The organism is Kitasatospora sp. NPDC057518 (genome assembly GCF_042802075.1).
In the GTDB taxonomy this organism is placed as follows: Bacteria; Actinomycetota; Actinomycetes; order Streptomycetales; family Streptomycetaceae; genus Kitasatospora.
Window position 1 is genome coordinate 1 of the sequence record NZ_JBHVEU010000095.1, and the last position, 23130, is coordinate 23130.

Sequence of the window (23130 nt, forward strand, 5' to 3'; positions counted from 1 at the left end):
TGGGGCGGGCGCATCGGGCAGCCTGCGCATCCGCGCTTACGGCGGGGTCCTTAGGCGGGCTGCGGCTCCGGGTCGGGTCCGGGCGGGGGCGGCGCGTGGTCGGCGGGACGGACGGCGCCGGGGGGACCGGGGGTACGGGCGGGGCCGGGGGCAGCGGGGCGGCGGCGGAGCCGATCACCGGGAGGTCCGGCAGGGTCGGCTCGTAGTCCTCGTCCTCCTCCGGGGCCGGCCGGACGGCCGCGCGCGGAGCGATCACCGGCAGGTCGAACGCGGTGGGGGTCTCCTCGGCCGCCTCGAGGGCGGCGGCCGGCGGGTCGATCGGCAGCACGGCGACGGTGATGTTGTCGTGGCCGCCGGCCGCGACCGCGAACTTCACCAGGGTCTGCGCCGTGGCGAGCGGTTCGGTGCGGGCGTCCGGGCGCACGTAGTACGCCAGGTCGGTGGCCGCCTCGGCGTAGTTCCACAGCCCGTCGGTGCAGATCAGCACCACCCCGGGGACGTGCGGGGTGAAGTCGAGGGTGTGCGGCACGACCTCCTCGGCGTCGGCGCCGAGCCAGCCGGTGATCGCGTGCGCGCGGGGGTCGGCGTAGGCCTCGGCCTCGCTCATCAGCCCGGCCTCGACCATCCGGGCCGCCCAGGAGTCGTCCTGGGTGAGCCGGAACGGCTCGGCGGCGGCGCGGTCGTCCGGGATCCAGTACGCCCGGGTGTCGCCGACCCACCCGATGGTGACCCGGCCGCCCGCGGCTATCGCGCTGACGAAGGTGCAGGCGGGCGCGTTGAGGTCGGGCCGGGTGGGGCCGGCGCCGTCGGTGGCGAGGCCGGCGACCGCGTCGGCGGCGTCGGCGACGGCCTGGCGCATCGCCGAGTTCGGGTCCCGGCCGGCTTCCAGGGCGGTCAGCAGCGACTCGGAGGCGGCGTCCACGGCGGTCTCCGAGGCCTCGTCCGGGCGGTCGGAGGAGGAGACGCCGTCGCACACCACGGCGACCACGACCGGTTCGCCGCCGGGCAGCGAGGTCGCGGCGACGGTGAAGGAGTCCTCGTTGCGGTGGTGGCGCACGCCGCGGTCGCTGACCCCGGCGACGCCCCCGAGCGCCTTCTCCATGTGGTCGCGCGGGCGCGGCTGGGCGCTGCCGCAGCCCTCGCAGTAGCCGTCCGGGGCGACCTGCGGCTGCCCGCAGTGCACGCAGACCTGCCCGCGCGGCGACGGTACGGCCTCGCCGCGGGCGGCGGCCCAGCTCGTGGGCATCGAGCCGGGGGCCGCCCGGCCGTCCCGGCCGGTCCCGCAGGAGCCGCAGTAGGCGTCCTCCTGGTCCATCGGCTCCGAACAGCTCGGGCACTCGGTCTGCTGCGGCATCTGCTACACCCACGTCCTGGGACGGGCACGGTTGGCCCGTTCCACCATCTCGATCCTGGTCTCCGCCCGGTCGGCCAACCGGGCGAGTACCCGGTAGGACTGTTCCAGGGCGAAGCGCAGTTCCCGCTCCTGTGCGGGACGTCCCAGTACCACCAGGTCGGTGGTGCGCCGGCCGGCCGCCTCCTCGGCGCCGACCCAGCCGAGGGCCGTGTCGAGCACCTCGACGGCGAGCTCCTCGCGGCGGCGGGCGTCCAGCCGCAGCGCGGTCAGCTGGGCGGAGCTCGCGCCGAGGTCGGCGGCCAGGTCGTCGGTGGTCCGGCGCTCGCGCAGCCGGGCCCGGACGGCGGCGATCCGGGCGGCGGTGTAGTGGCTGGAGGTGGCCGGGACGGTCTCCAGGACGCGGACCGCGGCGGTCCGGTCCTCCTCGGCCAGCCGGACCCGGGCCAGCCCGAAGGCGGCGCTCAGGTAGGCGTGGTCGGTGGCCCACACCAGCCGGTAGAACTCGGCCGCGTCGCCGCCGTCGCCGAGCAGCTCGGCGCAGATGGCGAGGGCCAGCTTGGGGGCGGCCTCGCCGGGGAAGGCGTCGTAGACCGCGTCGAAGGCCTCCGCGGCGGCCCGCAGGGCGGTGGAGGAGCCGTCGACGAGGGCGGTCAGCCCGCGGTACCAGACCACCCGCCAGTCGTCCGGCTGGTCCCGCTCCAGCTCGGTGAGGCGGTTCACGGCGTCGTCGTGGCGGCCGAGTTCGAGCAGGGCGCGCAGTTCGCGCAGCCGGCTCTCGACCGAGACGGCGGGCGCGGCGGCCAGTGCGGCGAGCGTCTCCTCGGGGTCGGGGGTGACCAGGACGGCGAGGAAGCCCGCGTTCGGGTCGCCGGGGTCGACCCGGGGGACGGGCAGTGCGAGGGCGGCGGCGGCCGGGTCCAGGGGGGCCACCCGGAGCTGCCCGGCCTGTTCGGTGGGCAGGACCAACTCGGTGTCCACGACGCGCAGTTCGGGGCCGAACAGGGTGGAGGGCGCGGGTCGGGGCCGGTCGTCCTGGAGGGCCAGGACCTCCCGCAGCACGCCGGTGAGCTGGTCGGCCATCTCCTCGGCGGAGGCGAAGCGGCGGGCCGGGTCCGGGTCGGTGGCGCGGACCAGGAAGCGGTAGTACGACTCGTACCTGGCGAAGACCTCGACCTGTTCCGGGCCGGGCAGCGAGTCGCGGTAGGTGCCGCTGTAGCCCTGGAAGTCGAAGGTGAGCACCGCGAGGGTGCGGGCCACGGTGTACAGGTCGGAGGCGATGGAGGGGCCGTCGGTGGCGATCTCCGGGGCCTGGTAGCCGATGGTGCCGTAGATCGGGCCGTCGTCGTCGAAGCGGCGGACCGCGCCCATGTCTATGACCTTGAGCGTGTCGCCGCTCTGGATCACGTTGTCGATCTTGAAGTCGCAGTACACCAGGCCCCGGCCGTGCAGGTAGCCCAGGGCCGGCAGCGCCTCCAGCGCGTACGCGATCCCCTGCTCGACGGGCAGCGGTTCGCGCCGGCCGTCCGCGGTGCGGCGCTCGTTGGCGATGTCCTTGAGCGACTTCCCGCCGACGTACTCCATCACGATGTAGCCGTCGGTGGAGCCGGTGCGCAGGTCCGGGTGCTCGGCGAAGTTGATGATCCGGACGATGTTCGGGTGGTCCACCTCGGCCAGGAAGCGCCGCTCGGCGACGGCCGCCGCGAGCGCGTCCTCGTCCCCGGTGTCCAGCAGGCCCTTGAGCACCACCCACTTGTCGTGGACCCGTCGGTCCACCGCCAGGTAGATCCAGCCGAGCCCGCCGTGCGCCAGGCAGCCCACCACCTCGTACTGCCCGCCGACCAGGTCGCCGCGGCGCAGCTTGGGCGTGAACGAGTACGGCGTGCCGCACTTGGTGCAGAAGCCGTCCGGGCGGCCGGGGCGGCCGTTCTTCTCCCGGCCCACCGGGGTCTCGCACTTGGAGCAGAACCGCTTGCGCTCGGGCACCTCGGGGTCGGCCAGCACCGCCTGGGACGGGTCGGCCGCCTCGACGGTCGGCACGGTGACCAGGCCGGCGCCCAGCCGGTTGCGGGTGCCGGCGGTGGAGCCGCCCCGGGTGGAGCGGACCGAGAGGGAGCGGCTGCTGCCGGTGCGGGTCGAGCGGTGCGAGCGGGAGCGGCCGGACATCGAGCGGGCCGAGCCGGTGCGGACCGACAGCGAGCGGGCCGAGCCGTCGTGGCCGGAGCCGCCGCGGCCGGAGCCGTTCCGGCCGGGGCCGGGGGAGACCCGGGCGGAGGGGACGTGGGGCTGGGTGACGCCGGTGTCGCCACCGGGCGGGGTCAGGCCGCACTCGTCGCAGTAGCCGTCCGGGTCGATGGTGCCGGAGCAGTCGCGCGGGCAGGGCGCGCCGGGGCCGGCGGCCGTCGGTGCCCCCGCCGCCGGTGCCCCCGCTGTCCCCGTCGCCCCCGCGCCCGGTGCCTCCGCCGCCGCTCCGGTCGTCGCGGTGGTCCCGCCCGCCGGGGCGAGCCCGCACTCGTCGCAGTAGCCGTCGGCGTCGATCCTGCCGCTGCCGGAGCACTCCGGCCGTTCGCACGTCCCGCCCATCACCCTCAGCCCCCCTGGACCTGTCCGTCGGCCGGCTCCTGGCCGGCCGCCTCCTGTGCCTGCCCGGCCTCGGTCTGGGCCGGGCGCAGCGACTGCTGGAACCGGGCCACCGCGGCGGCCGCCGCCCGCAGGTCGCAGGGCGCGCTCCACAGCAGCCAGCGCGCCTTCTCGTACCGTTCGATCACTTCCGGGTCCTCGGAGACCCGCAGCCGGGCCGCCATCGCCTTGTAGGCGTCCAGCCGGCCGCGCAGCTCGGCCCGGACGGCCAGCGGCTGGGTCACCTCGGTGAGCGACTGCCGGGCCCGGCCCAGCTCCTTGGCGGCGGCGTCCTCCAGCGTGTCCAGCAGCGGCGCCAGCCGGCCCCACTGCCCGGCCTGGCGCAGGTCCAGGGCCGCGACGATCCGTTCGCGCAGCGCCGAGGCCGGTCCGGGCACCGCCGGGACGTCGCTGGACGCTATCTTCGCCAGCACCTCGCCGCGCGCCCGGCGGGCCTCGGCCAGGGTGGCGTCGGCCCGCTGGAGGAGGTCGCCGACGCCCTGGAGGCGCTCCTCGGCCTCGTCGCGCAGCCGCAGCAGGTCCTCCAGCTCCAGCCGGACGCCGTCCAGCGCCCGCCCGGCCCGGTCGAACCGCTCGGTGTCGACCACCCCGGCCGGGCCGGCGAAGGCCGAGCCCTCCGGGACGGTGCCGCGCTGGGCGGGCACCCGGGCCGGGCGCCACAGCGCCAGCGGGTCCCCGTGGACCTCGGCGCGCAGCCCGGTGAGGTCCTGCTCGATCCCGGCCAGGTCGTCGCCCAGCGGGTGGCTCCCGGTGCGCACGCCGAGCGAGGCGGCGAGGGTGCGCACCCGCTGGAGCTCGGCCAGCAGCAGGTCGATCCGGGCGGGCAGCGCCGACCAGACCGCGTCGGCGGCGCTGACCACCTCCAGCACGGTGGCGTACCAGGAGTTCATCCGCACCATCAGCGCGTCCAGGCTGATCCGCTCGACCAGCCTGGCCGGCGCGCCGAGCACCTGCGGGCCGTCCGGCACCACCCCGCCGGGGACGGTCACCGCGTCTCCGGTCAGCAGTTCGCTCAGCTCGGCCAGTTCGGGTGCGCCGGGCTTGGCCTTGCGGGCCCGGACGGCGCGCGCCGAGGCCAGCGCCTCGGAGTAGCGGTCGAACAGCGCCCAGAGCAGGGGCAGGCCCTTGCCGGCGACGGACCAGCGCTCCAGGGTGCGTCCGGACAGCTCGGCGCCGTCCAGCAGCCGCAGGCCCGAGTGGTCCTGGAGGGCGAGCAGCGCCGACTCGACCGCGTCCCGCTCCGCGCCGAGGCGGGCGAGCGCGCGGTCGACCTCCTCCCGGTTCAGTACCGGGCCAGCCGATGCCGCCACCGCGGTGTCCTTCCTTCCTCGCGTGCGATCCCGACGTGCCTGACGTACCTGACGTACCTGACGTACCTGACGTGCTGGACGTACCGGACGTGCGGTCCCACGACAACCCCCGTGTCCACCACCGGTCTCCCCGTGGTGATCGTCCCGAACCCTAGCCGGTGGCCGTTCGGGCGGAGCGGGCGCGGGGCGTCAAGGCACCGTCAACGCCCCGCTGACGGCCCGCGCGCTACCTCCTCCGCGCCGTCCCCCGCGTCGCCCCCGGACCGGCCCGGGGTGGACCCCGGGGCGGCCCCGACGCCGGCTCAGCGGGTGCCCGGCCAGTAGCGGTCGGCCTCGTTGAGCATGTACGGCTTGAGCCAGTGCTCGTACGAACGGGCCCAGTCGCCGCGCGCGTAGTAGTCGGCCAGGACCTGGTTGACGCGGGCGGTCAGGTCGGTGCTGTCCTTCAGCATGGCGACGCCGACCACCTCCGGCTGGGCCTCGCCGTCCACGATCCGCACGGTCTGGTCCTGCGCGGCCTGACCGGCCGCCAGGCCGTTGTCGGTCATGGTCGCGTCGACCTTGCCGAGCTGCATCAGGACCAGGCAGTCCAGCTGGTTCTCCACCGTGACGACCTGCCGGGCGGTCTTCTTCTCCGTGACCACGGTCAGCGCGGTGGAGCCGGCGGCGGCGCAGACCCGCTGGTCCTTGACGGCGTCGTCGATGTTCTTCGCCGGCGAGGCCGTCGGCACCAGGACGCGCTGGGTGATGTTGAAGTACGGCTTGGAGAAGGCGACGTCCTCCATCCGCTTGCAGTTGATCGTCATGGTGCGGACGATCAGGTCGACCCGGCCCTTCTTGATGGCGTCGATCCGGTCGGCCGTGGCCACCGGCTTGAGCACCACCTTCTCCGGGTCGCCCATGACGGCCGCGCCGATCGCCCGGGCGAGGTCGATGTCGAAGCCCTCGATCTGGCCGGTGTTCGGGTTGCGGGCGCCCCAGCGGTAGCTGTTCTGGTCCACGCCGATCACCAGGCTGCGCCTGGCCTTGATGGCCTTCACGGCCGGGCCGTCGTCGGTGCTCGGCGGCACGCTCTTCGTGACGTCGCAGCCGTCGGCCTGCTCCTGCTGCTCCTGCTGGTCCTGCTTCGTCCGGTGCACGGCCGCCGGCGCGGCGCCGACCGGGCCGCCCCCGGCGAGCACGGCCGCGCCGGCCGCCAGCAGGGCCACCGCGACGGCGGGCCTGGTCCTCCTCCCGGAACCGCCGGAACGGCCGGAACCACTGGAACCTCTGAAGCTCCTGAAACCCCTGGTGCGCATCGGTCGCTCTCCCCCTTGCCCGTTACCGGTACTCGGCCAGTCGCCGGCCCAGGCCGCGCAGCGCGGCGGCCGCGGCCACCAGGCCGAGCAGCGCGGCGGCGACGGCGGCGGTGCGCAGGTCCCCGCCGGTGCCCTCGGCGGCCTGCTTGAAGCGGTCCTGCTCGATGTCGGCGGCCTGGGCGAGCGCCTTGTCGGTGGCGTTGAAGGAGGCGTCGGCGGTGGCCGCGTCGCCCTTGGCCGTCACGGTGGCCTCCAGTGCGCCCTGGTAGTCGGCCTCGAACACCTCCCGCTTCCGGGCCTCGTCGTGCCGTTTGCGCCACTCGTCGAACTGCTTGGCGGCCTCCCGGACGCTCGGCTGGGCGGCCGAGGGGGCCAGGCGGAGGGCCTCCGGCAGCGAGCCGGCGGACCGGTCCGCCGGGACGTCGGTGGTTCCGGCGAGGTCTCCGACGGCCTTCGTCCACTGGTCGGCGTACTTGGTGGTCGAGCCGCGGGCGACGAAGTGGAGGTTCTCCGCCAGCCGGGCGGTCAGCACGTCCGCCCGGGCGGTGTTGAGCGCCTTCAGCGGGGCCGCGCCCTCGTGGACGCTCCGCTTGAGCGCCGCGCTGGTGGTCAGACCGGTGACGGCCAGCCACAGCCCGCCGGCCAGGACGGCGGCGGTGGCGCCCAGCAGCCCGATGTTGAACACCCGGTTGGTGCGGCGGAACAGCGTGAGCTGCACCCAGGCCAGCGCGGCCAGGGTGACCAGCGCCAGGCCGTACGCCGCCCACGGCACCGCCTTGGCCTCGGCGTAGTCGTCGGCCAGCTCCTGGTTCTCGGCCGCGGCCAGTTCGGCGGCGGCCGGCAGCAGCACGGTCTGCATCTGCTCGGAGGCGTACCGCAGGTAGGCGCCGCCGAGCGGGATGCCCTGCCGGTTGTCGGCCCGCGCGGTCTCCACCAGGCCGGCGTAGGCGGGGAGTTGCTGGTTCAGCCGGGAGAGCGAGCCCTGGGCGGGCGAGGTCGCGGTGGTCCGGGCGGCGGCCTGGGCGATCAGCTTGGCGGCGGTGGCGATGTCCTGCTCGTAGCGGGTGCGGACGGCGTCGGGCTCGGCGCCGGCCAGCAGGAAGCCGCTCGCCGCGGTGGTGGCGGCGTCGGCCAGGCTCCGGTGGATCTCGGCGGCGTCCCGGCTGAGCGGCTGGCTGTACGAGACCACCCGGTCGGCGGCCTGCGCCCTGGTCTCCAGCTGCCAGGCGGTGAGCCCGCCGAAGGCGACGGTGAGCACCGCGAGCACCACGCCGGCCAGTCGCAGCCGCCCTGGGGGCGTGCGGGTGGCCTGTGCGAGCCGGGCGCGCACGCCGGTGGCGACGGCCGCCGGAGGGCGCTTCTCGGGCGCCCCACCGGGTCTGGCCGCCGGGGGCGCCCCGCCGGACTTCGCGAGCGGGGCCGATCCGGGGACGGCCGGTGCCCCCGGTGCGGCCGCCGCCACCGGCACGGCCGTCGCCACCGCGGCGCCCGGCGCCCCCGGCAGCTGGTTCGGCCGTGCCGGGAACGCGGCGCCGGACGCGCCGTTGCCTACTGGTGTTGCCACCCGCCTCATCCTCCCCTGGGGCCGGGCCCGTCCCCGGGGCCCGACCGATGGCAGCAGTATGGCCGTGACTCCCCCCGACCACACCTGACTTGCGCCGATCTTGAGCATGTCGTGCACGTCCCCCGGACGGCCCGCAGCACCGGCGTGGCCGGTGCCGTCGGCGCCGTCGGTGCGGCCCGTACGGTCCCGTACGGCCCGTACGGTTCGTGCCGCTCCCGCCGGTCGTCTCCTGCCGGTCGTCCCGAGAGGTGGCGAACCGTCCGACGCGGGCCGCACCCTACGCGGTTCCCCCGGCCGGACGGAGCGCGGGGGTCCGGTTGCGGGCGGGCTTTCCCGGGTGCGGCGACCCCTCGCTCCGTACGATGGAGGTATGCGCCTGCTTGGAACGATCTCGCCCGACCGTCCGCTGCTCGTCGTCGCCGTGCGCGAGGAGGCCGCCCACCTGGACGACCGCCTGCCCGTGCTGCTCACCGGGATAGGGAAGGTCAACGCCGCCGTCGCGCTGGCCACCGTCCTCGCGCAGGGCGAGAAGCCGTCCGAGGTGATCAACCTCGGTACGGCCGGCGCGCTGCGCCCCGGCTGGGAGGGCACCCACCACGTGGTCCAGGTGATCCAGCACGACCTCGACACCGCCGCCCTGCACGCGCTCACCGGGCGTGAGTACGGGGCCCCGCTGGTGATCGGCAAGGGCGACGGCCCGGTGCTGGCCACCGGCGACCTCTTCGTCTCCGACACGGACGCCCGCGACCGGCTCGCCGAGCACGCCGACCTGGTGGACATGGAGGGCTACGCCGTCGCCACCGTCGCCCACCGCGCCGGGCTGCCGGTGCGGCTGGTCAAGCACGTCAGCGACCAGGCCGGGGACGGTGCGGAGCACAGCTGGAAGGAGGCGGTGGACGACTGCGCCCGGAAGCTGGCCGACTGGGTGGTCGCGCAGGGCTGGTGACGTCGCCTCAGGGGCTGGTCAGGGTGGCGCGGTGACCGGGGGGAACGCAGGGCCGACCGGGCTTGACCGGGGAGGGCGCGGCCGCCCTCCCCGCCCCGCCTCCCGGGTCAGCCGTTCCGGAAGTCGGTGAGGTCCAGGCCCGCCAGCCGCTCCGGGTCGGTGAGCACGTCGATCGCGACGATCGCGCCGTCCACCACGGTGAACGCCATGACCGACAGCGGCCGGCCGTTGTCGCCGATGACCACCGCGCCCGCGGTGCCGTTGACCAGCGCCGGGCGGGCGAACGGCGACAGCGTGCCCCACAGGACGGCCTGGCCGGCCACCGTGCCGGCGCCCGAGAGCACCACGGTGTGCCGGGCCAGCAGCGCGCCGCCGTCCGAGCGCAGCACCACGTCCGGGTCGAGCACGGCGAGCAGCGCGTCCAGGTCGCCGTGGCGGGCGGCGGCGAAGAACGCGTCCACGGCCGCCCGCTGCCGGCCGAGGTCCGGGTCGGGCGCGGGCGCCTGCCCCTGCACCTTGCGGCGGGCCCGGCTGGCCAGCCGGCGGGTGGCGGCGGCGGTCTTCTCGATCAGTGGGGCGATCTCCTCGAACGGCACCGCGAACAGGTCGTGCAGCACGAAGGCGACCCGCTCGGCCGGTGACAGCGACTCCATCACCACCATCAGCGCCAGCCCGACCGAGTCCGCGAGCATCACCTCCTGCTCCGGGTCCACCACGCCCTCGCGCCGCAGCAGCGGGTCCGGGATGCGCGGCGGGCCCGGCTCGCCGCCCGGCCCGGCGGGCTCCAGCGGCTCCTCGCGGCGCTGGGCGCGGGTGCGCAGCAGGTTCAGGCAGACCCGGGAGACCACCGTGGTCAGCCAGCCGCCGAGGTTGTCCACCCCGGCGGTGTCGGTGCGGTCGTAGCGGAGCCAGGCCTCCTGGAGGGCGTCCTCGGCCTCGCTGATCGAGCCGAGCATCCGGTACGCGACCGCGCGCAGGTGCGGGCGGTGCTCCTCGAAGAGCGCGGTCCGGGAGGATTCCCCGTCCACCTTCTCGTCCACGTGTCACATTCCTTCGTCGCCGGGGGTCAGGGCAGCAGGAGTCACCCAACAACGGCCGCGGCGGGGAGATCAACTCCCCTCCCGGGACGAATCGGAGACGGTCATGACGAAGAACACGGTGCTGGTCACCGGAGGTACCGGGACCCTGGGCCGGCAGGTGGTCCCGCTGCTGCGCGCGGCCGGGCTGCCGGTGCGGGTGCTCAGCCGGCGGGAGCGCCCGGACGCCGACGGCGTCGCGTACGTGCGCGGCGACCTGCTCGGCGACCCGGCGACGGCGGCCGCCCGGCTGGACGGGGCGCTGGCGGGCGTGGACACCGTGCTGCACCTGGCGGGCGGCCCCAAGGGCGACGACGTCGCCACCCGGCTGCTGGTCGCCGCCGCCCGGCGGGCCGGGGTGCGGCACCTGGTGTACATCTCGGTGATCGGCGCGGACCGGTTGCCGCTCGGCTACTTCCGGGCCAAGCACGCCGCCGAGCGGGCGGTGGCCGAATCGGGCCTGCCGTACACGGTCCTGCGGGCCGCGCAGTTCCACGACCTGGCGTTCACGGTGGCGGAGAAGACGGCCCGGCTGCCGCTCGTCCCGGCCCCCGGCGGGGTCCGCTGGCAGCCCGTGGACGTGCGGGAAGTCGCCGCCCGGCTGGTGGAGTTGGCGCTGGGCGAGCCGGCCGGGGCGGTGCCCGACCTGGCCGGTCCGACGGTGTACGCGATGGAGGAGCTGACCCGCGGCTACCTCGCGGCGCGAGGCCGCAGCCGCCGGCGGCTGCCGCTCCGGGTGCCGGGCAAGGTCGGGCGGGCGTACCGGGCGGGGGAGAACCTGGCCCCGGCGGGCGCCGACCACGGGCGGCGGACCTGGGAGGAGTACCTGGCGGAGCGGCTGGCGGCCTGACGGCTGCCCCGTCGTGGTCCGTGGGGTGGCCGCCGTGCCCCTCCTCGACGCCGTCCGCGCCGACTCCGCCGCCGCGCTCGGGCTCAGCGGCCCCCCGGCCGCCGTGCTCGGGCCCGACGTCCCCCGGCCTTCGGGGCCCTGGCGCGGCTGCGGGAGCTCGCGCTGGGCCCCGGGGCGTCGTACGTGCTGCTCGACGCCGAGGAGGGCAATGCCTACGAGCCGCTGTTCAGGCCCGGGCGGCTCCGGTGACGTCCTCGGTGGTCACCACCTTGGCGAAGCGCATCGCGTGCAGGGTGGCGGCCGTGGCGCGGGCGAGGTCGGCGGCCGGGATGGTGGTGCCGTCCGGGCCGGCCATGTCGAAGGAGTGCATGGCGTCGGTGGGGAAGATCGCGTCGTAGCCGAGGTTGCCGGCCATCCGGGCGGTGGTCTCGCAGCACACGTTGGTGATGATCCCGGTGACCACCACCTGCCGGGCGCCGCGCTCCTGCAGCCAGGCGTGCAGGTCGGGGGTGCCGTAGAAGGCGCTGTTGACGGTCTTGGTGACGTGCAGCGCCGGGGTGAGCCCGGCGACGAAGTCCTTCAGGTCGTGCCCCGGGGTGCCCCCGGCCAGCGGCGTGCCCGGGCCGTCGTGCTGCACGGTGACGATCGGGCGGTCGGTGTCCTGCCAGGCGGTGATCAGCTCGGCCATCCGCTGCTCGGCCTGCGGGTTGTCGCGGGGGCCGAAGGCGGGGGCCTCGAAGCCCTTCTGGACGTCGATGAGCAGCAGGACGGCGTCGGGGTCGAGGGCGAGGGGGGCGTCGAAGGCGTCGAGGTTCGTCATGCCGTCCATGGTGGTCGGCGCTACCGGGGAGGCGTGATGGGCGGAGATGCCGACCATCGATAGATTCCTGCCATGCGTACGGTGGGTTGCCTGATCTTCGACGGTGTCCGGGCCTTCGACTACGCCGTGATCGGCGAGGTGTGGGCGAACCGGGCCATCCGGCCCGGCCAGCCCCTCTTCGACCTGCGGGTCTGCGGGCCGGAGGGCGCCCGGGTGCGGCTGGGCGGCGGGCTGGAGCGGCTCCCCGACCACGCCCTGGGCGCGCTCACCGACTGCGACCTGGTGGTGGTGCCGGGCGTCGAGGACCCGGGGGCCCGGCATACCCCGGAGGTCCTGGGCGCCCTGCGGGCCGTCGCCGCGGCCGGCGTCCCGATCGCCTCGCTCTGCGCGGGCGCCTTCGTCCTCGCCGAGGCCGGCCTGCTGGACGGCCGCGAGGCCACCACCCACTGGGCGCTCGCCCCCGAACTCGCCCGCCGCTTCCCGGCGGTGACGGTCCGGCCGGAGGTGCTCTTCACCGGCGGCGACGGCCTGTGGACCTCGGCCGGCGTCGCGGCGGGCATCGACCTCTGCCTGCACCTCGTCCGCACCGCCCACGGCCAGCGGGCCGCCGCCACCATCGCCCGCGCCATGGTCACCGCGCCCTTCCGGGCGGGCGGCCAGAACCAGTTCCTGCCCTCCCCGGTCCCGGGCGCCGCCGTCGGCGACGACCCGCTGGCCCGCCTCCGCGCCGAGGTCCTGGCCTCCCTCGACACCCCCTGGACGGTGCGCCGGATGGCCGCCGCCGCCCTGATGTCCGAACGCACCTTCGCCCGCCGCTTCACCGCCACCACCGGCACCACCCCGATGCGCTGGCTCCTCGACCAGCGCGTCCTCACCGCCCAGCGCCTCCTGGAGGAGACCGACCTGCCCGTCGACACCGTCGCCACCCACTGCGGCTTCGCCTCCGCGGTCTCCCTGCGGCCGGTCTTCGTGGACCGGGTCGGCGTCGCCCCCCGCGAGTACCGTCGGGCCTTCCGCGGCCGCGAGGAGGGCTGAGCGGTTCGGACCGGCTGAACCGGTGGACGTCATCCGGGAGTTGATGGAGCGGTGGCGGGGCGGCGGGGGCCCGTTGCGGCGGAGAGGGCGAAGACCAGCAGGCCGAGGGCCGTCATGGCGGCGCCGGCGAGGTTGGTGAGGGGGAGGGCGGTGTCGGGGTGGGGGCCGCCGTGCTCGATGACGGCGGCGCCGAGCAGGGAGCCGAGGGTGATGCCCACGCCGAAGGCGGCGGTGTTGGCGGTGCCGACCAGGGCGGAGTCGCGGCCCGCGACCCGCAGGACGTAGGCCTGGGTCGGGGTGAGCAGGCCGAAGCCGCAGAAGCCGAGCAGGAAGAGGGTGGCCACGGCGGCGCCCTTGTGGTGGACGGTGGCGGTGAAGAGGGCGAGGGTGAGGGCGAGGGCCGCGAACAGGGCCGCCGTCGTCGGGACGAGGGCGCGGTCGGCGGCCCGGCCGGCCAGCCAGTTGCCCGCGACCAGCCCGGCGCCGTAGACGGCCAGCAGCCAGACCACGTCGCCCGTCCCGAAGCCGGTGACCGCGGTCAGCATCGGCTGGACGAAGGTGAAGGAGGCGAACAGCCCGCCGAAGCCGACGGCCGTCGCGGCGAGGGCCAGCCAGAGGCGGAGGCCTGCGAAGACGGCCAGTTCGGCGCGGAGCGAGGGCGCGGCGGAGGCGGGGGCGTCGGCGGGGGCGGTGTCCGTACGGGGGAGGAGCCGCAGCAGGCCGAGCAGTCCCGCCGCGCCGAACACGGCGACCAGCACGAACGCCCCGCGCCAGCCCCAGGCCTGCCCGGCCAGGGTGCCGATCGGCAGGCCGAGCACGTTGGCCAGGCTCAGCCCGGTGAACACCAGGGCGATCGCGGCTCCCCGCCGGGCCGTCGGGACGAGCCGGGAGGCCACGACGGAGGCGACGCCGAAGAAGGCGGTGTGGGTGCACCCGGTGAGGAAGCGGGTGGCCAGGAGCAGGCCGAAGGTCGGCGCGAGCGCCGAGGCGAGGTTGCCCGCCGTGAACAGCAGCATCAGCAGGACGAGCAGGCGCCGGCGGGGCATCCGCAGGGTGAGCAGGGCGAGCGCAGGACCGCAGGCCTGGCCGACGGCGTAGGCGGTGGTGACCAGCCCGGCGCGGGCGACGGTGACGTCGAAGTCGGTGGCGAGGGCGGTCAGCAGGCCGTTCGTGACGAACTCGGTGGTGCCGATGGCGAAGGCGCTGAGGGCGAGCGCGAGCAGGGCGGAGGGCATGGCGGTGGAGGGTCCTTGGCTGGGGCGGGGCCGGGGCGCGGCCGGACGGGGCCATGCTCCGGCGCCCCGCGCGCCCCCGGCCAGCCACCTGTCGTTCCTACTCCTCGGAGGGTCACCCGCGGCGCTGGCCTGCGGAAACCTTCCGCCGTAGCCTCGGTGGGCATGGGAGCCAACAGCGAGCTGGGCGAGTTCCTGCGCCTGTGCCGCGCCGCCGTCACCCCGGCCGAGCTGGACCTGCGCGTGCCGGCCGAGCACCGGAGGGTGGCCGGGCTGCGCCGGGAGGAGCTGGCCGGGCTGGCGGGCATCAGCGTCGCCTACTACACCCGGCTGGAGCAGGGGCGCAGCACCAACGCCTCGGACCAGGTGCTCGACGCGATCGCCCGCGTCCTGCGCCTGGACGCCACCCAGCGCACCCACCTGGGCGACCTCGCCCGCCGCCCGCCCCGGGCCGTACGGAGCCGCCCTCCGGCCGAGCAGCCGGACCCGCGCTCGGCGCACCTCCTCGCCTCGCTGGACCACGTGCCCGCCCTGCTGCTCGGCCGCCGCAACGACGTGCTCGCCTGGAACCGCCTCGGCCACGCGCTGCTCGCCGGACACCTCCCGTACGGGGCGCCGGATGATCCGGCCACCCGGCCGTCGATGAGCCGGCTGCTGTTCCTGGACCCGCGCACCCGCGCGCTCGAACGGGACTGGGAGCACTACGCCCGGACCCACGTCGGCTACCTGCGGCTGGTCGCCGGGCGGTACGGGGAGGACCGCGAGCTGGCCCGGCTGATCGGCGAACTCAGCATGAAGAGCCCGGAGTTCGCCGCCTGGTGGGCGGGCGGGAACGTGCGGGAGTGCACCTTCGGCAGCAGGACGCTGGACCATCCGGCGGTCGGGCCGCTGGAGGTGACGTACCAGGTGTGGCTCCAACCCGACCGGCCGGACCACCGGTTGGAGGTCTACACCCCCGGCCCGGACCCGGCCGCCGCGGCGGCGCTCGACGCGCTGGCGCGGTCGCGGCAGCCGTAGCGGGGGAGCGGGGGGGAAGCCGACGGGGTGGCGGCCCTCAGCGCCGCCACCCCGTTGGCTTCTCGGCACGGGGCCCGTGGCGTGTTGAGCCAAACCCCACCTTGGGGTGAAGCCGGGTGGGGATTCCCGTGGGGACCGGTGCCGGTTCGGTGTGCGGCCGCCGCCACGGCCGCCACCCGGCGGCCGCGCACGGCGCGGTCCGGCGGGTGCGGTCCGGCGGGTGCGGGCCTTCAGGCCGTGGCGGCCGCGCGCAGCCGCTTCTTGTCCGGCTTGCCGACGGGCGTCAGCGGGATCTCGTCCACGAGGTGCAGCACCTCGGGGGCGAAGATCCGCCCCTTGCGATCGGTGACGAACGCGCGGAGGGTGTCCAGGTCGGGCCGCTGCCCCGGGGCGGGGACGACGGCGACGTGGACGTGCTCCGCCTCCTGGTCGTCGCGGACGCCGAAGACGGCGCAGCGGGCGACCGCCGGGTGGGTGAGCAGGAGGTCCTCCACCTCGGAGGGGTAGACGTGGCCGCCGACCACGATGATCAGGTCCTTGACCCGGTCGGAGAGGTAGAGGTAGCCGTCCTCGTCGAAGTAGCCGACGTCCCCGGTGTTCAGCCAGCCGTCCCGGAGCACCGCGGCGGTGAGGTCGGGCCGCTTCCAGTACCCGGCCATGACGGCGTCGGAGCGCAGGTGGATCCCGCCCTGTTCGCCGGTCGGCAGGTCGGTGCCGTCGTCGGAGCGGATCGCCACCTCGACGCCCGGGACGGGCCGGCCGACCGGGACCTGGCCGCCGGGGCCGATCCGGTCGTGCTCCTGCGGGGTGAGGAAGGAGATCAGCTGGGCCTCCGACATCCCGTAGAGGCCCACCAGGACCGGCCCGAAGACCTTGAGCGCCTCGCGGATCCGGGTCGGCGAGGCGGCGCTGCCCCCGTAGGAGAGGTACCGCAGGCTGGACAGGTCGGTGCGGCCGATCGCCGGGTGGTCGAGCAGCTGGTGGAGCAGCGGCGGCAGCACCCAGAGGTCGGTGATGTGCTCGCGCTCGATGGCGGCCAGGACCGCGCCGGGCTCGAAGGAGCGCTGGAGGACCACCGTGCCGCCGTGCTGGAGGGTCAGGTCGGCGAAGATGCCGGCCAGGTGGGCGAGCGGGGTGGCGGCGAGGAGGCGGGGCGCGCCGGCGGCGGGGTCGCTGCCGATCGGGGCGTCGAAGATGCGGCGGTACGGTCCGTGCAGGCTGAGGATGCCCTTGGGGATGCCGGTGGTGCCGCCGGTGTGGCGGATGCTGAGGTCGTCCTCCGGCCCGACCCGGACGTCCGGGGGTTCGGCGGGGCGGTGGGCGGAGGCGGCGATGACGTCCTCGCCGAGGGCGGCGGGGTCGCCGCCGGGCCCGGGGCCGAGGGTGAGGACGGTCGGCACGTCGATCAGCGGGAGCAACTCGGCTGCCTCGGCGTACCGTTCGGCGTCCACGAGCAGCACGGTGGTGTCGACGCTCGCCGTGATCTCGGCCAGGACCGGGGTGCTCATGCCGTCGTACAGGTTCACCACCCGGGCCCCCGCGAGGCCCGCCGCGTACCGGGCGCTCAGGGCCTCGGGGGTGTTGCCGGTCAGCAGGGTCACGGTGGTGCCGCGGGCGGCGCCCCGGGCGATCAGCTCGTGGGCGAGGCGGTAGCCGGCGGCGGCGAAGTCGCCGGCGGTGATCTCGGCGCCGTCGGTGGTGACGACGGCCTGCCGGTCGGGATCGGAGGCGAGGGACTGGAGGATCAGAGCGGGACCGCTGACGAACTCCGCGTCGGGCATGGCTACTTCTTCCTTGTAGTTTGCAACCATGTCCACAGGCTAACCCCAACCTCCGCCCCTGGTCCGGGAACTGCCGAGGAGGGCCGAATGTGATCGTCCGTCACCCGGACAGGGGAATGATCGCGGGCGCGCGCCTGTTTCGGGGCGCACACCCGTTCCGGCGCACGCCCGTTGCGGGGCCCGCGTGGTCAGAACGCCGCCGGGGGCCGGAGGGCGAGGTCGGTGGCGGTGTCCCAGTGCTCGGTCGCGGCGGTGACGATCGCGTAGCCGGGCTGGGAGGGGAGCCGGGAGATCAGGGCGCTGCGGCAGCCGTGGCTGCGGTGGACCTCGACGGGGACGGGGACGCCGTGGAGCCGGACCTCGCCGGGGGTGGGCGGGCCGTCCGGCGGGGCGAGGTGGATGCGGGGGTCGAGGCGGTCCGAATTCGCCAGGAAGGTGGAGAGTTGGGACTGCGGGGTGGTGAGGGAGCCCACCCGGTGGCCGGACGGGACGGGGCGCGAGGTCTGGACGACGGCCACGAGTTCGCCGTCCAGGTGGTAGTTGAGGTCGAGGTGGCAGAGGTAGCCGTCGGAGGACAGCCGCCCCAGCAGGAAGCGCCACCCGCGCGGGGCGTCGCGGAGCACGGCGATCTGCTCGCCCCACTCCTCGGCGGTCTCGCGGTGCGTCGGTATGCGGATGCCGTGCGGGCGGGTGTCGCGGAACAAGGGCTCCCCCAACGGGCTGGTGGTGACCGGGCGTCGGCACGATGATCGCGCCGCGAGGGGCACCGCGGGAGGGGGAGACGACTTTTCGGCCGTTCGCCGCGTCGGCGGATTGCTTCGGGCCGGGGTGGGACAGAAGCTTCGGGGCGTCGGCTTCGGTGGCGTCGCGGGGACATCCGGGCAACGGCCCGGTGAACCGCGGTCGACGCCCGTCGAAAGGCAGTGGCAACCGGACGGGGGACGGGACATGGGTCAGGGCGGTGCCGCGACGTTCCGTGCGGGGGCGGCGCGGCGCCCGGCGCGATCCGAGAGATCGGCGCTAGCCGCGGCCCACGTACGGCATGGCGCTGGGCATGACCAGGACGGACTGGATGTTCACCCCGAGCGGCAGCCCGGCCATGGTCCGCACCATGTCGACCACGTGCCGCATGTCCATGGTCGGTTCGACCCGCCGTGAGCCGTCGGCCTGGAGGACGGCCGGCTGGGGGTGGTCGGGCGGGGTCACGTTCCCGATGTCGATCTGGCCGCAGGAGATGTCGTGGCGGCGGCCGTCCAGGGACAGCGAGCGGGTCAGCCCGGCCACCGCGTGCTTGGCGGCGGTGAAGGCGGCGGAGTCCGGGCGGGGCGTCTGTGCGGAAGGCGCGCCGTTGTTGATGATCCGTCCGCCGCGCGGGGTCTGACGCTTCATGATCCGGAAGGCTGCGCGCGAGCAGAGGAAGGTGCCGGTGGCGATGGAGTCCATCACGCGGTGCCAGTCCTCGACGGCCACGTCCTCGGTCGGGGTGTACGGCATGACGTCGGCGGCGTTGTTGAACAGGAGGTCCAGCCGTCCGAACCGTTCCTCGACGAACTCGAACAGGCCGTCCACGGCCACCGGGTCGGTGATGTCGGCGGGGAAGGGGACGGCGCGGTCGCGGTCGGCGGGGGCGGCGAGCCCGGCCGTCTCCGCGAGCGGCTCCTTGCGGCGGCCGACCAGGACCACCGTCCAGCCGTCCGCCAGCAGGCCCAGCGCGCTCGCCCGCCCGATGCCGCGCCCCGCCCCGGTGACGACCGCCGTCCGCTCCGCCATGCCCCACGTCCCCTCTGCTCCGCTCTGCTCTGCTCGCGATGCCGTCCGGCAGGAACCCGTCCCGACGAAGGGCACCCCGAGCGTGCCCGGACAACCCTCGACCAAACAGGAGTCGCACATGAATGGCCGTAACCCGGCGGCGCAGTCGAACGGCCGCAGCCCGGCGCACGTGAATGTCCCCGGCCCGGTACCGGGCCGGACCGACGGCAGCCGGCAGTGGTTCGAGCGGGCCAAGGAGTCGCTGGCGGGCGGCGTCAGCTCCTCCGCCCGGCTGACCTCGACCGGCCCCGACCCCTACCCGCTCTACCTGGTGGGCGGTTCGGGCGCGCGGGTCCGGGACGTCGACGGCAACACGTACGTGGACTACCTCGCCGGCTACGGGAGTGCGGTGCTGGGCCACGCCGACCGGCAGCTCGCCGAGGCGCTCGGTGCCGTCCTGGGCGCCGGCACGATGTTCGGCACCTGCAACACGGTGGAGGTCGAACTCGCCGAACTGATCCGGGAGATGGTGCCCTGCGCGGAACTGGTCCGGTTCGCCAACTCGGGCAGCGAGGCGGTGCAGGGGGCGGTGCGGGCCGCCCGCGGGTACACCGGGCGGTCCAAGGTGCTCAAGTTCGAGGGCCACTACCACGGTTGGTCGGACACCCTGGCCGTCTCCAACCGGCCCGACCCCGCCGAGGCGGGGCCGTACGGCGCGCCGCGCTCCGTGCCCCACTCGGCCGGCATCCCGGCCGGTGTCGTCGGCGACGTCGTGGTCTGCCCGTGGAACGACCCGGGGGCGCTGCGCGCGGTCCTGGACGCCCACCGGGGCGAACTCGCCGCCGTCGTCTGCGAACCGATCGTCGCCAACAACGCCTGCACCATGCCCGCGCCGGGATACCTGGCGCTGCTGCGGGAGGAGTGCACGGCGCGCGGCATCGTGCTGGTCTTCGACGAGGTCTGCACCGGCTTCCGCACCGGCCCCGGCGGCGCCCAGGCGCTGTTCGGGGTCGTGCCGGACCTCGCCGTCTACGCCAAGGCGCTCGGCGGGGGCCTGCCGATCGCGGCCTTCGCGGGGCGGCGCGATGTGATGGAGCCGGTGGCCGAGGGACGGGTGAAGCACGGCGGCACGTACAACGCCTCGCCGCTGTCCGCGACGGCCTCGCTGGTGACGCTGCGCAGGCTGAACCGGCCGGACACCGTGAAGCACATCGAGGAGAGCGGCCGACGGATCATGGAGGCCGTCCGGCGGGCCGCCCGGGACCGGGGCGTCCCCTGCGCGGTCCAGGGGGTGGGGGCGATGTTCCAGGTGGTGTTCACCGCCGACGGCGAGCCGACCCGGCACTACCGGGACCTGCTCCGCAGCGACCAGGCCCGCCACCACGCGTTCCGCCACGAGCTGCTCCGCCGGGGGATCCACGTCAACGCGTACGGGATGGCCTGCTGGTTCGTCTCGGCCGCCGTGACGGAGGACGACCTGGACGAGACCTGCGAGGCCGTGGAGGGCGCGTTCCGCACTCTGTGAGCCGGCGCTGTTGTGCGCGGGAAGTCGGCGGGTCCGACTTCCCGCGCGCGGCCGGGCGGAGGCGGGCGGGTCCACCGGTGACTGTCGGAGGCGGGTCGTACGCTCGCGCGCGGCAAGGGAGTTCCGGGATACCGGAGTTGACCGGCGTACGAGGGGGACTGTTCCATGGCGAGGTTCGTGCTGATCCACGGCGCGGCTGCCGATTCCTGGTGCTGGGAGCCGCTGGCAGCCGAGCTGCGGGGGCGGGGCCACGAGGTGGTCGCGCCGGACCTGCCGTGCGAGGACGACACGGCCGGGCTGGCCGAGTACGCGGACGCGGTGGTGGCGGCGGTGTCGTCGTCGGCTTCCGGCCGGGTCGGCCCGCTCGTGGTCGTCGCGCACTCCTTCGGCGGCTTCACCGGCCCGCTGGTGTGCGCCCGGCTGCCGGTGGACCTGCTGGTCATGCTCCAGGCCCAGGTGCCGGCGCCGGGGGAGACGCCGGGCGCGTGGTGGGAGAACACCGGCTACCCGGAGGCCCGCCGCGAATCCGACCGCGCCAGGGGTGTGGCGGAGGGCGCGGAGGAGGACGAGCGCGCCCTCTTCCTGCACGACACCCCGCCCGCCCTGGCCGAGGAACTCCTCACGGAGCACGGGCGACGCCAGTCGGCCACGCCGTTCGGGACACCGTGGCCGCTGGAGGCCTGGCCGCAGGTGCCGACCAGGTTCCTGCTGGCCACCGGCGACCGCTTCTTCCCGCCCGCCTTCCTGCGCCGGCTCGTCCAGGACCGGCTCGGCCTCCGGCCGGACGAGATGCCGGGCGACCACCTCCCGATGCTCGGCCACCCGGAAGAGCTGGCCGAGCGCCTGGAGGCCTACCTGGCGGCGCTGTAGCCGGCCCGCACCGCGCGGAAGGTCGGCGGCGCGTGAACGCCGTCGGTCGGGGGCGTTCGGTCAGTCGGGGTTCTGTACGACCTTGATGGACTGCAGCTGGGCCGGCGTCAGTTGGGCCTCGGTGAGGCCGCGCTTGGTGAAGCGCGCGCGGGAGAGGTCGGCGCCGGCGAAGGAACAGCCGCTCAGCACCGCGCCGGTGAGGTCCGCGCTGGCGAGCTTGGCGTGGTCGAAGTGGCAGTTCGTCAGGACGGCCCACTTGAAGCTGGTCTCGCTCAGGTCGGCGTGGCGGAAGTCGGCGCCCGAGGCTTTGCATCCCCGCAGCCTGGCCTGGGGGGCCGAGGCGCCCACCAGCTCCGTTCCCGTGAGGACGGCGCCGGACAGGTTCGCGTCCGGGATCCTGGTGTCCACCATGGTCGTGCCGGAGAGATCGCACCGGGTGAGGTCGGCCGAGGTGAGATCGGCGGAGTCCAGGTCGACACCGGTGAGGGTCGCCTCCACGAGTCGGGCGTCTCCCAGCTGCGCGTACTCCAGGGAACTGCCCGACAACAGGCTCGAACTCAGGTTGGCCCGCCACAACCGGGCCCCGTCCCAGACCAGGTTCCGGAGATCGAGCCGCGAAAGGTTGAAGTGGCCGCCGGAATACCGCTCGGGCAGACGGCCCAGGATCAGCACCGCCACCTGGACGTCCTCGGCCGGATCCGGCTCCGGGCTGGTGGAACCCCCGAGTGGGCGGGCCTCCCGGAGGAAGTCGCCCAGCATCGACGGCCAGGACGGCTCGGTGGCCTCCTGGTCCTGCGGCGGGGTGCGCCAGGCGAGCCGTTCCAGGCGGTAGAGGGCGGCGATGCGGCGCTCCGGGTCGGTGGACCGGAGCTCCTCCCGTAGCGCCGCATCCGTGGTGCCCGCCTTGGGGGGTGGCGCCGGCACGTCCCGTTCCGCGTCGTCGGCGGCCAGCCAGAGCCGGTGGAAGCGTTCGACCTCGTCTTCCGGGTCCGGCTTCTGCCGCCCGACGGCGGTGCCGGCCAGGTACCGGACCATGGACTCCACCCGCGCCCAGGCGGGTACGGCCACGCCGTGCAGCAGTTGGCTCGCGGTGTCGTGGCTCACTGTCGTCGGCAGCTCGTCCCGCTGCTTGATGCCGAGGGAGATCTCGCGGAGGCTGGGTTTGCCCGCGCCCCGGTACAGCCCGTGCAGCGCTTCGACCAGGTCCCTGCGTGGCCCGGGCGGGAGCTTCTCACTGGTCGGAACGACGATTCCCGCCAAGGCTGCGCTACCCCTCGATGGACTGTCAGATTTCGTCCGTAACTGTCGGTCCATCATGAAGTGGCGGGGCGGTTCTGTCAGTTGAACGCGGGTTCCTGGCGGCAGGCCTCCGGTTTCATCCGGTCTCATCGACCGGGCGCGGTGCCGTACCCGTCCGCCGCCAGGGTTGATCCAGGCCGTGAGAGGCGGCCGTCCCGAGGGATGAGGAGGAGCGCGATGTTCGAGCACGGTCGGCCCGGTGGGGCGGGACGGAGTGGCGAGGTGGCCGGACGGCGCCGTCGGTGGCGGGTCGTCCGGCGCACCGTCGCCCTGTACTTCGTCCGGGGCATGGCCACGGCGGCGGGCGGCGCCACCGTGACCGGCCTGCTCGCCTGGCTGGTCGCCCAGCGGGGCTAGGGCCTGTGTGATGTTGTGATCAATCTTCGGGTTCTGCCCCGCTCTGGGGCAGAACCCGGTAGGACTGTTGGATTCGACGCGCAGGCAACTCGCCGACGAGCAGCGGAGTTTGATCGAGCCCTATCGGCCGGTCGGCAGGTTCGGGCCCTACCCCGAGCGGCTTCGTGACCAGTTCGAGGGTGTGATCTGGCGGTTCCGCTCCAGTGCCCAGTGGCGGGAGATGCCCGAGGAGTTCGGCCCTTGGTCCACGGTCTTCGGCCGGTTCGGGGTCTGGCGGGGCGCCGGCGTGTTCCGGGCTTGCTCTGCTCGAAGGCTTGATCGCCGCGGCCGCCCGCGAGGGGAAGGCGGACCTGTCGTTGGTCAGCGTCGACTCCACGACCGTCCGGGCCCACCACGACGCCGCCGGGATG

19 protein-coding genes and 1 pseudogene are annotated in these 23130 nt (G+C 75.1%); 8 read left to right on the forward strand and 12 right to left on the reverse strand.

Annotated elements, in window-relative coordinates:
• The 5 genes from ACFU7Z_RS12660 to ACFU7Z_RS12680 all read right to left on the reverse strand — a co-directional run.
• Positions 1-1354: protein phosphatase 2C domain-containing protein (locus tag ACFU7Z_RS12660; RefSeq protein ID WP_380777512.1), on the reverse strand; the 1354-nt coding region annotated here is incomplete at its 3' end.
• Positions 1355-1357: 3 nt separating this feature from the next.
• Complete coding sequence (locus tag ACFU7Z_RS12665) at positions 1358-3934, reverse strand: tetratricopeptide repeat protein (RefSeq protein WP_380777513.1); 2577 nt, start codon at positions 3932-3934, stop codon at positions 1358-1360.
• Between the two features lie 5 nt (positions 3935-3939).
• Complete coding sequence (locus ACFU7Z_RS12670) at positions 3940-5301, reverse strand: hypothetical protein (protein WP_234348701.1); 1362 nt, start codon at positions 5299-5301, stop codon at positions 3940-3942.
• A gap of 302 nt (positions 5302-5603) precedes the next feature.
• Complete coding sequence (locus tag ACFU7Z_RS12675; RefSeq protein WP_181970695.1) at positions 5604-6509, reverse strand: glutamate ABC transporter substrate-binding protein; 906 nt, start codon at positions 6507-6509, stop codon at positions 5604-5606.
• 112 nt (positions 6510-6621) lie between these two features.
• A complete protein-coding gene (locus tag ACFU7Z_RS12680) occupies positions 6622-8163 on the reverse strand; it encodes a hypothetical protein (RefSeq protein WP_380777514.1) in 1542 nt (513 codons plus the stop codon).
• A 370-nt stretch (positions 8164-8533) separates the two neighbouring features.
• Here ACFU7Z_RS12680 and ACFU7Z_RS12685 point away from each other — a divergent pair, with 370 nt between their 5' ends.
• Positions 8534-9109: a nucleosidase gene (locus ACFU7Z_RS12685; protein WP_049649370.1), complete on the forward strand. Its 576-nt coding sequence runs from the start codon at positions 8534-8536 to the stop codon at positions 9107-9109.
• 107 nt (positions 9110-9216) lie between these two features.
• Here the strand turns inward: ACFU7Z_RS12685 and ACFU7Z_RS12690 are convergent, their stop codons facing one another.
• Entirely contained in the window at positions 9217-10149 is a 933-nt protein-coding gene (locus ACFU7Z_RS12690) for a sigma-70 family RNA polymerase sigma factor (protein ID WP_380777515.1), read from the reverse strand.
• Between the two features lie 103 nt (positions 10150-10252).
• Between ACFU7Z_RS12690 and ACFU7Z_RS12695 the strand changes: the two genes are divergently transcribed.
• Positions 10253-11035, forward strand: coding sequence for an SDR family oxidoreductase (locus ACFU7Z_RS12695; protein ID WP_375873176.1), 783 nt, complete (start codon positions 10253-10255; stop codon positions 11033-11035).
• Between the two features lie 226 nt (positions 11036-11261).
• Here the strand turns inward: ACFU7Z_RS12695 and ACFU7Z_RS12700 are convergent, their stop codons facing one another.
• Entirely contained in the window at positions 11262-11855 is a 594-nt protein-coding gene (locus ACFU7Z_RS12700) for a cysteine hydrolase family protein (RefSeq protein WP_049649408.1), read from the reverse strand.
• A 72-nt stretch (positions 11856-11927) separates the two neighbouring features.
• Between ACFU7Z_RS12700 and ACFU7Z_RS12705 the strand changes: the two genes are divergently transcribed.
• A complete protein-coding gene (locus tag ACFU7Z_RS12705) occupies positions 11928-12890 on the forward strand; it encodes a GlxA family transcriptional regulator (protein ID WP_380777516.1) in 963 nt (320 codons plus the stop codon).
• A 29-nt stretch (positions 12891-12919) separates the two neighbouring features.
• Here ACFU7Z_RS12705 and ACFU7Z_RS12710 read toward each other — a convergent pair whose 3' ends face one another.
• Positions 12920-14125 carry an MFS transporter gene (locus tag ACFU7Z_RS12710; RefSeq protein ID WP_380777517.1) on the reverse strand — a complete coding sequence of 402 codons (1206 nt, stop codon included), beginning with the start codon at positions 14123-14125 and terminating at the stop codon, positions 12920-12922.
• Positions 14126-14287: 162 nt separating this feature from the next.
• Here ACFU7Z_RS12710 and ACFU7Z_RS12715 point away from each other — a divergent pair, with 162 nt between their 5' ends.
• The gene (locus ACFU7Z_RS12715) at positions 14288-15139 is read left to right on the forward strand and encodes a helix-turn-helix domain-containing protein (RefSeq protein WP_380739218.1); all 852 of its coding nucleotides are present in this window, start codon (positions 14288-14290) and stop codon (positions 15137-15139) included.
• A gap of 230 nt (positions 15140-15369) precedes the next feature.
• On the opposite strand, the gene ACFU7Z_RS12720 is transcribed toward ACFU7Z_RS12715, so the two are convergent.
• From ACFU7Z_RS12720 to ACFU7Z_RS12730, 3 genes are all read right to left on the reverse strand, one after another.
• Positions 15370-16920 (reverse strand): AMP-binding protein, encoded by a 1551-nt coding sequence (locus ACFU7Z_RS12720; RefSeq protein ID WP_380777518.1) that lies wholly within the window; start codon positions 16918-16920, stop codon positions 15370-15372.
• 188 nt (positions 16921-17108) lie between these two features.
• A complete protein-coding gene (locus tag ACFU7Z_RS12725) occupies positions 17109-17636 on the reverse strand; it encodes a hypothetical protein (protein ID WP_380739214.1) in 528 nt (175 codons plus the stop codon).
• A gap of 304 nt (positions 17637-17940) precedes the next feature.
• Positions 17941-18690, reverse strand: coding sequence for an SDR family oxidoreductase (locus ACFU7Z_RS12730; protein WP_380739212.1), 750 nt, complete (start codon positions 18688-18690; stop codon positions 17941-17943).
• Positions 18691-18808: 118 nt separating this feature from the next.
• On the opposite strand from ACFU7Z_RS12730, the gene ACFU7Z_RS12735 reads away from it, so the two are divergent.
• Both ACFU7Z_RS12735 and ACFU7Z_RS12740 read left to right on the forward strand, forming a co-directional pair.
• Positions 18809-20194: an aspartate aminotransferase family protein gene (locus ACFU7Z_RS12735; RefSeq protein WP_380777519.1), complete on the forward strand. Its 1386-nt coding sequence runs from the start codon at positions 18809-18811 to the stop codon at positions 20192-20194.
• 165 nt (positions 20195-20359) lie between these two features.
• Positions 20360-21064 carry an alpha/beta fold hydrolase gene (locus tag ACFU7Z_RS12740; protein WP_380777520.1) on the forward strand — a complete coding sequence of 235 codons (705 nt, stop codon included), beginning with the start codon at positions 20360-20362 and terminating at the stop codon, positions 21062-21064.
• 60 nt (positions 21065-21124) lie between these two features.
• Here the strand turns inward: ACFU7Z_RS12740 and ACFU7Z_RS12745 are convergent, their stop codons facing one another.
• Complete coding sequence (locus ACFU7Z_RS12745) at positions 21125-22324, reverse strand: pentapeptide repeat-containing protein (RefSeq protein ID WP_380739206.1); 1200 nt, start codon at positions 22322-22324, stop codon at positions 21125-21127.
• 216 nt (positions 22325-22540) lie between these two features.
• Between ACFU7Z_RS12745 and ACFU7Z_RS12750 the strand changes: the two genes are divergently transcribed.
• Positions 22541-22720 (forward strand): hypothetical protein, encoded by a 180-nt coding sequence (locus tag ACFU7Z_RS12750; protein WP_147409168.1) that lies wholly within the window; start codon positions 22541-22543, stop codon positions 22718-22720.
• Positions 22721-22787: 67 nt separating this feature from the next.
• Positions 22788-23130: pseudogene (locus ACFU7Z_RS12755) on the forward strand (transposase); the annotation flags it as partial.